At 68.5% G+C, this 7,297-nt stretch carries 7 protein-coding genes and 3 pseudogenes; 6 read left to right on the plus strand and 4 right to left on the minus strand.

Annotated elements, in window-relative coordinates; all coding sequences use genetic code 11:
- Window positions 1–79 precede the first annotated feature (79 nt).
- Together ACIRU3_RS47085 and ACIRU3_RS47090 are read right to left on the minus strand one after the other, a co-directional pair.
- Window positions 80–505, minus strand: a complete 426-nt coding sequence (locus tag ACIRU3_RS47085) for a hypothetical protein (protein ID WP_404070526.1) — start codon at window positions 503–505, stop codon at window positions 80–82.
- Between the two features lie 184 nt (window positions 506–689).
- Window positions 690–1,193 (minus strand): hypothetical protein, encoded by a 504-nt coding sequence (locus ACIRU3_RS47090; RefSeq protein ID WP_404070528.1) that lies wholly within the window; start codon window positions 1,191–1,193, stop codon window positions 690–692.
- A 611-nt stretch (window positions 1,194–1,804) separates the two neighbouring features.
- Between ACIRU3_RS47090 and ACIRU3_RS47095 the strand changes: the two are divergent.
- Window positions 1,805–1,957: pseudogene (locus ACIRU3_RS47095) on the plus strand (MFS transporter); the annotation flags it as partial.
- 17 nt (window positions 1,958–1,974) lie between these two features.
- On the opposite strand, the pseudogene ACIRU3_RS47100 reads toward ACIRU3_RS47095, so the two are convergent.
- A pseudogene (locus ACIRU3_RS47100) lies at window positions 1,975–2,091 on the minus strand (IS6 family transposase); the annotation flags it as partial.
- A 627-nt stretch (window positions 2,092–2,718) separates the two neighbouring features.
- Between ACIRU3_RS47100 and ACIRU3_RS47105 the strand changes: the two are divergent.
- The 5 genes from ACIRU3_RS47105 (at window position 2,719) to ACIRU3_RS47125 (ending at window position 6,713) form a co-directional block, all read left to right on the plus strand.
- The gene (locus ACIRU3_RS47105) at window positions 2,719–4,134 is read left to right on the plus strand and encodes a DHA2 family efflux MFS transporter permease subunit (protein WP_404070530.1); all 1,416 of its coding nucleotides are present in this window, start codon (window positions 2,719–2,721) and stop codon (window positions 4,132–4,134) included.
- Between the two features lie 143 nt (window positions 4,135–4,277).
- Window positions 4,278–4,685 (plus strand): hypothetical protein, encoded by a 408-nt coding sequence (locus ACIRU3_RS47110; protein WP_404070532.1) that lies wholly within the window; start codon window positions 4,278–4,280, stop codon window positions 4,683–4,685.
- A 216-nt stretch (window positions 4,686–4,901) separates the two neighbouring features.
- Window positions 4,902–5,099 carry a hypothetical protein gene (locus ACIRU3_RS47115; protein ID WP_404070534.1) on the plus strand — a complete coding sequence of 66 codons (198 nt, stop codon included), beginning with the start codon at window positions 4,902–4,904 and terminating at the stop codon, window positions 5,097–5,099.
- 511 nt (window positions 5,100–5,610) lie between these two features.
- A complete protein-coding gene (locus ACIRU3_RS47120) occupies window positions 5,611–6,189 on the plus strand; it encodes a chromate transporter (RefSeq protein WP_404070536.1) in 579 nt (192 codons plus the stop codon).
- Complete coding sequence (locus tag ACIRU3_RS47125) at window positions 6,186–6,713, plus strand: chromate transporter (protein ID WP_404070538.1); 528 nt, start codon at window positions 6,186–6,188, stop codon at window positions 6,711–6,713. Before ACIRU3_RS47120 ends, ACIRU3_RS47125 begins: the two co-directional genes overlap by 4 nt.
- A 125-nt stretch (window positions 6,714–6,838) precedes the next feature.
- On the opposite strand, the pseudogene ACIRU3_RS47130 reads toward ACIRU3_RS47125, so the two are convergent.
- A pseudogene (locus ACIRU3_RS47130) lies at window positions 6,839–7,204 on the minus strand (transcriptional regulator); the annotation flags it as partial.
- Window positions 7,205–7,297: the final 93 nt, after the last annotated feature.

A 7,297-nucleotide genomic window follows, 5' to 3' on the forward strand; every position in this document is an offset into this window, starting at 1 on the left:
TCACCAGATCACCAACCGCGGACCGGCAGAGTCCGCCCCGCCGCCACACGATCAGGCGACAGCGGATTCAGTCAAAGACTCACGAACCGCCCACTGAGAAGTGCACGACGTGCGGATGGAACCGGGTCAGCGCGTCCAGGAAGACGTCTGCGGTCGCGGCGGGGTGGACATCCAGTTCGGCAAGGTCACGGTGGGTTGCGCTCTGCACCGCCGCACGAATCCTCTGCTGCTCCTGGCCGACTCGCAGGTCACCGGCGGAAGCAGCCGCCAACAACAGCACCCGCAGTTTCTCCGGCTTCGGGGCCCGCAGTTCCTTCAGCACGGTGAGTACCTGCCCCTCCGTCGCAGACAGGCGGCTCTCGATCCTGCGCTGACTGACGACGGCACGCCGCTGGACCTGCTCCTGCTCACGCTGACGAACCTTTTCGGCAGCGGCTCGCTCAGCCTGTTCCTCCTTGGCCACCTTGGCCGACAGGTCCGCCGCCTCCGTGCCCAGCTTGGCCACTGTGGTACTCCAGGTGCCGGCCTCCCGGGCGGCATTGTTGGCGTCGTCCTCGTACCGCTGCGCGGTGCGCAGCTTGCTCTGCCGGGGGCACTGTCAACTTTGACAGAGCATCAGATGATCAAGAATGAATATGCCGCCTATGACCTGCACGTGACGCGCCATTCCGGGCCCTTCGTTCGCGGATTCAAAGGCGCAGACCGCAATTCTCCTTATTGATCATCTGACGCCTGTCAAAGTTGACAGTGCCCTTCGAGCGCACCCCCTCGACCTTCGCCGGCGTCGTCTCAAGGCCCAGCTCCACCGCGATCTCCCTGGCCTTCAGCGTCCCCCTGCCCGCTGACTGCCCCTCCTTCAGCACACCCAGAACCCGCTGGTAGTCCGGCGTCAGCACCGTCACCGTCAACCCGTCCCGCCAGGGCGGCACCGTCGAGCCCGGCACGGGCGAGGGTGCGGGCTCCCGCTCCACCTCGACCTCGGTCACGGCAGTTGACTCGGCCGCAGAGACAGCCAGGCCCTCGACCAGCTCCTCCCGCGCGATCACCCGCCGGTCCAGCTCGATCTCCGCAGCCTCCAACACCCCGGCCAGCCGCGCGGCTTCCTCCCGCAGCCCCTCCACCCGCACACGGGCAGCCGACTCCCGCTCCTCCAGCAATCCCAGCACCGACGCCACCGCGCACCCCTCGACCATGAAGCGGACACAAGACGGCGCATCCCTCCCTCACTCCGAGCGAAACCATGCTTGACCAGCAAGAATCAACGATCACGTTCGGTTGAGATACGGCTTCTGAGGGCGTGCCGAGGCTGGTGGCGGCCTGTTGTTCAGGTCGTGGTGGGCAGGCCGGTGGCGTCGGTGATGTGGTTCCAGAGGGTGGAGCGGATCATCATTTCGAGGCGGTGGCGGGCGGCGGTGATGGCGAACTTCAGATCCGTCCGTCAACCTGCCGTTCCTCCGGGCGGGGGATGTACCGCGGACGCCGGAACAGGATGGAATGAAATGCCTGTTTCATCCCATTCCTGTAGCTGAGAGGTTTTCCGATGGGTATTACCCGACGTCACATGACTCGCATCGCAGGCGTCTCCTTCCTCGCTGCTCTGGCTGCGGGGACCGTTGGCGTGGCCGGCGCTCAGGCCGCCCCCCTGCACGTCCCCGCGGCTGTCCATTCGGTCAACGCCCAGGCCAACGATCCCGTGTGCCAAGAGAAACCCGATTTGTGCGGCAGCACTCAGGGCGGCTGATCGTTGAAGAATCGGCGTCCCGCGGAGGTGCAGTGAATCCCCGCGGGACGCCGAGTTCGTACCGTGTCGTCATGGTGCGCGCCGCTGGCGAGTTCGGACCGGTCCCCGGCCCCGCTCCTGGCGGTCTGCGCGGGCTACTTCATGGTCATCCTGGACGTGACCGTCATCAACGTCGCCGTTCCTGTTGTGGGACGGGAGCTGCGGGGTGTTGTCACGTTGTCGGGGGCTTGATCGTGGGAGTTCTCGGCCCGGTTGTTCAGTCCCTTGTGGGAGCGGTGCTCCACCGAGGGCATCACCTCGCGGTGGGCGGCACCGTAGGAGCGGAGCTTGTCGGTGACGACCACCCGGGGCACCGTCTGGGTCTCGCTGGGCACCTGTGGGCGCCCCTACGGAACCCCTTGCAAGCACGAGCACGCTTGTATCCGTTGCCCGGTCCTCCAGCTGGACCCCCGACAGCGACCCCGTCTCATCGAGATCATCCAGAACCTCCGCGAACGCATCCGCGAAGCCCGCGGCAACGGCTGGCTTGGCGAAGTCGAAGGACTCCAAGTCAGCCTCGGCGCCGCCACCGCCAAGCTCAACAGCCTCAAATGGAACCCCACTGACGGCCGGCCACAGCTGGTCGACCTCGGCATGCCTATCCTCACCGGAGCCGCCGGAAACGACGCCACTCTCCGCGACCAGCCCCTTACTGAAGTGCCGTAGCCGCCCGCGACGGCACTCGGCGCGACCTGCACAAAGCACGGGCATCCCCCGGTGAATCAGCTGACCGGAGGATGCCCGTATGCCAGTGCCAGCAGCGATGATCAGAGAGGTGCCGATCAAGGCAGCCGGTTGCGTCGAGTTCCTTGGGAGTCCTGCTGTGCTGATCGAAGTGTGTGTGAACGTCATCGCCCGCGACGGGCTTCCGTTCCCCGCTTCGGTTTGCCGCGCCGTCACGTGCGGCCGGGGCGGGCACCCGAAGGACACGACTGAAATTGCAACGCCTGCTCCGTAACCTCTCTTCTTCCGGCCCGTCCGCGAGCCCGGAGGCGGCGCTGTACGCCCTGTGCGTCAGCTTCTTCATGATCTGCCTGGACGCCACCGTCGTGAACGTGGCCCTGCCTGACATCCGCACGTCCCTCGGGGCCTCGCTCAACGACGCCGTCTGGGTCAACAGCGCCTACGCCCTCTGCTACGCCGTCCCGCTGATCCTCGCGAGCTGGCTCGGCGACCGGTACGGGCCCAAGCGCCTCTTCCTGGCCGGTCTGGCCGGATTCACCCTGGCCTCGCTGGCCTGTGTGCTCGCTCCAAACGCTCCCGTGCTCATCGCCACCCGGGCCGTCCAAGGCCTGGCCGCGGCACTCATCGCACCGCAGATCATGTCCCTCATCGTGCACCTGTTCCCCACAGAGCGGCGGGGCCGGGCGCTGGGTGTGTTCGGTGCGGTCGGCGGCGCCGCGATGGCCGCAGGACCCTTGGTCGGCGGGCTGCTCGTGGCCTGGACCGGCTGGCGGGGCATCTTCCTGATCAACCTGCCCGTCGGTGTTGCTGGGTGGATCGCCGCGTACCGTCTGCTGCCCGACTGGCGGCCAGCCAGGCACCACCGGCTCGACCTGTGGGGCATCGTGCTCAGCGGTCTGGGGCTGACCGCGCTGGTCTTCGGCGTACAGAGCGGCGAGGCCTACGACTGGGGCACCGTCGCCGGGCCCGTCACGATCCCCTCGGTGCTGGCCTTCGGCGCCGTGTGCCTGGCGGTGTTCGTGTGGTGGCAGCATCGCAACACGCGTGAGCCGCTCCTGCCGCTGCGGCTATTCCGCAACCGGGCCTTCTCGGCGGCCGCCACGGCCGGCGGGGCCATGGGGGCCGCCATGATCGGCATGTTCCTGCCGCTGATGATCTACCTGCAGAGCGACCTCGGCTACAGCGCGCTGGCCGCGGGCGCCGCCACCGTCCCCATGTTCGCCCTGTCCTCGCTGTGCGCGCGCCTCGCAGGCAAGCGGTCCGACACCACCAGCCCCCGCCTGCTCGCGACCCTCGGTTTCCTGCTCCTGATCGTCGGGGTCGGCTCCCTGACCTTGCTGCTGCACCCGGGCATCGGCCTGTGGGCGCTGATGCCCCCGCTGCTCGTCACAGGCGTCGGGATCGGGCTGGTTTCCGCGCCGCTGGCCGGCATCGCCACCCGCGGCCTGGAGCCCTCCCTGGTCGGCGCTGCGTCAGGGGTGTTCAACACCACCCGACAGCTCGGCGGAGCCCTGGGCAGCGCGGCCACCGGCGGGCTTCTCCAGGCCCACCTCGGCAACGCCCCGACCAGCGCCACCCAGGCCGCCCTCGCCTTCCCCGTGGCGATGCTCCTGATCGGCCTCGCATGCTGCGCCGTCGCCCGGCCTGCTCGTACCACGCAGACTGCCTGAGAACGCCAGCACATCTACAGCAGGGCTCTCACTCCAGCGACCCCGCCTCAGGGCGGGGTCGTCCTCTTACACGGCCTTCCTTATCCATTTCCGTAGTCCGGAAAAGGGCATCCGGACTTACCGAACTCCTTGCCCGCGACCCCGTGTTCGGGCTGCCCGTCGTGGGCAAGCACTTCAAGCACGCGGGGACCGGCGGCATGGACCAGTGGAGCTACACGACGTACGCCCCGCTCGAACTGCGCCCGGACGACGTCTTCAGCCGCTTCTACACCGGCCGCGGCCAGTTCTGGGCCCGGACGGACAAGGACGTTCTCTCGCTCCTCCCGCAGAGGAACGCCCTGGGCTACGAGATCGGGTACCACGGCGGCGGCCCGCACGCCCTGGCCGCCTACCTCACCCAGGTCGCCACCACCGACGGGCAGCACACGACCGCCGGCGCCCAGTACGAGGATGCGCACCTGGCGATCCTCGCGTGGACTCAGAGCAAGGCGGCGGACCGTGGCACGAACGAGCTGTCGCTGAGCGACCTCCAGGCCATGATGGCGAGCTGACCGCCGACCCTGAACGCGCCGACGCCCACGGACCAGATGTCCGTGGGCGTCGGCGCGTTCGCATCCACGAGGGCCCCGGAGCCTTCGTACCCGTCTCCCGGGACGATGGGCGAAGTCGCTGGAGCGCCTGTCGGGATGTGGACCGCACGAGCGCCCGCAAGCGACGGAGACAGCGATGGTGCAGGGGAGTGAACCCACCGAAGCACGGAGGCCCCGATGGTCCACCCGACCCCGCCGCACCTCTCGCCGGAGCAGCGCGAGCGCCTGGACCAGCTCGCCGACGCGTCCCGGTTGTGCGCGGCGCTGTACCCGTCGCCGAAGCCGCCGCCCGTCCGGCGTGGCTCCCGCTCACGGCAGTTCCCCGGCGGCCGGCCGAACCCGTTGCGCACCGTGCGGGGCCGCCGCTGGGGATGAGTGGGCACGGTGGATTCCACCGCGCACCCGGGCGCGGATCGGCGGCTGGGTGGGGAGTGGAGTCCACTCGGAGAGTGGAGATCACGGTGGTGCGCATCGGGTGGACTCCACTGAGCCTCCGTCAACTTGAAGTATCAGGTCAAAGGGCTGGTGTGTTGGCCTTCCGGCGTACCTGTGCTGGTGTCGGGCAGTAGTCCATGGCGTAGATCATTTGTCGGAGTGTCCGCAGTCGGCGTCTGGCGCCGTCCGCGGGTGGTCGGGATCCTGCCGGCGGTGGCGACCTGCTCTCCCGGCCACTATCCGTGCGATGCGTAGGCGCCGGGTGTCAACGGTCGGAGGCGTGGTGCTGTTGTCGGGGGCGAACATGATGCGCCTGCGGCTGGCAGTCGAGGCGGGCGGTTGACGCCGGCTCCACCCCGGCCTCCCCTATTCGACCGATCCAGGTCTCTTGATGTCGAGATATTCTGGTCGAAATGCTGCCCGCGTCACCTGGGAGAAGGAGGGCAGGCGAATGGCGAATGAACCAGTGGAGGAGATCCCGGCGGTGAAGCAGCCGCCGGGCGGCCCGGGGGCGGGCCAGTTGTTCCGCGGCTTCCTGTGGCTCGGCCTGACGGGTTTCGGAGGGGTCCTGCCGCAGGCCCAGCGCATGATCGTCGAGAAGAGGCGGTGGCTGAGCGCGGAGGAGTTCGTCAGCCTGCTCGCGGTGTGCCAGTTCCTCCCCGGCGGCAACATCCTCAACCTCGCGGCCTCCCTGGGCGCCCGCTCCCGCGGAGCCTTCGGTGCCGTGGCGGCGCTGGCCGGCCTTCTGGCGGCGCCGTCCGTGCTCGTGGTCGCGCTCGGTGCGTGCTACCAGGATTTCGAGGGCGTCGCTGAGGTTCGCGGTGCGGTCCTGGGCCTGGCCGCCGCGGCGGCCGGCCTGCTCGCCGCTACGGCGTTCAAGATCATGCGGTCTTTGCCGCGCCGGTGGGAGCCTTTCTGCGTCGCTGCCGTGTGCTGTGCGGCCGTGGCCGTGTGGGGATGCCCGCTGGTTCTGGTTCTGCCGGTGATGACCGTCGTGAGCCTGATTCTCAACCGGAGGACGGCCAGATGACGTCTGTGCTCGCTCAGCTCGCGGGTGTGTTCTCTCAGCTGTCATTGCTTTCCTTCGGCGGAGCCAATGCCGTCCTGCCGGAACTCCAGAGGCAAGCCGTCAGCGTCCACTCCTGGGCCACGCCGCAGCAGTTCCACAGCCTGTTCGGCCTCTCGCAGGCCGCCCCCGGCCCGAATCTCATGATCGTCACGCTCCTCGGCTGGCACGTCGCCGGGATCGGCGGCGCGCTGGTCGCCACCCTCGCCATGGTCGCGCCGTCCGCTCTCATCGCCGCGATCGCCACTCGTCTGTGGCACGGCCTGCGGGACCGGTCCTGGCAGCGGACCGTCCAAGCCGCCGTCACCCCGGTGAGCGCTGGTCTCGTGGCCGCCGGAGCGGTCTTCGCGGTGCGCGCCTCGACCGCCACCGTGACGGGCGCGGTGATCATCGTCATGGCCGCCGCGCTCGCACTGACGAAGCGTGTGCACCCCCTGGCCGTCCTCGGCGCGGGCACAACACTTGGGCTCGTCACCACCATGATGTGACTCCGGCGCCTACCGTCGGCCCAGTACCCGTTCCGCCAGCGCTGAATACAGCGCGGACACTGTTGATTTGACTGCGATTGACTGGCGGCCTTCGTTCGCATGCGAAGCGGCAGTTCTGAGGCCACTCATCCAGCGACCGCCCGGGAAACGTGCACCAGGCCGGTGATCGTCTCGCGGGCGGCCGGGTGGTAGCGGGTCTGCTCAGGAGCGAGACGCCGGGCTTCGACCAGGGACTTCAACGCGGCCTCGGTGTGGCCCGTCTCCATCTCGGTGCGCGCCTGGTCGATCAGGAAGTGCGCCCTACGCGAGGTGGCCACCTGGACAGGCAACGTGATCTTGCGGGCCTGCGTGAGGGCATTGCCGTACTCACGCATCTCGACGGCTGCGGACATCTTGTGCAGCGCGACGTTCGCCGGGCCGAAGGACAACCAGTGCACGTCGGAAGCGTCCCCGATGCGCTGCGAGATCCTGTGGGCCTCGCCGATGTGGCGGTTACTGACCTCGGCTCGTTAGGGTGATCTTCCTCGAAGTGCCCGCTGTGCCTGGTCTGTTGTCTGTATCCCCTGGTGTATGAGGTATGCAGA

This window comes from Streptomyces sp. NPDC101151 (genome assembly GCF_044768335.1).
GTDB lineage: Bacteria > Actinomycetota > Actinomycetes > Streptomycetales > Streptomycetaceae > Streptomyces.

Bases quoted from the DNA above. Each gene is read 5' to 3' on its own strand.
- ACIRU3_RS47120 (WP_404070536.1), top strand. From the start codon at position 5,611: ATGGCGAATGAACCAGTGGAGGAGATCCCGGCGGTGAAGCAGCCGCCG.
- ACIRU3_RS47090 (WP_404070528.1), bottom strand. From the start codon at position 1,193: ATGGTCGAGGGGTGCGCGGTGGCGTCGGTGCTGGGATTGCTGGAGGAG.
- ACIRU3_RS47115 (WP_404070534.1), top strand. From the start codon at position 4,902: ATGGTCCACCCGACCCCGCCGCACCTCTCGCCGGAGCAGCGCGAGCGC.
- ACIRU3_RS47125 (WP_404070538.1), top strand. From the start codon at position 6,186: ATGACGTCTGTGCTCGCTCAGCTCGCGGGTGTGTTCTCTCAGCTGTCA.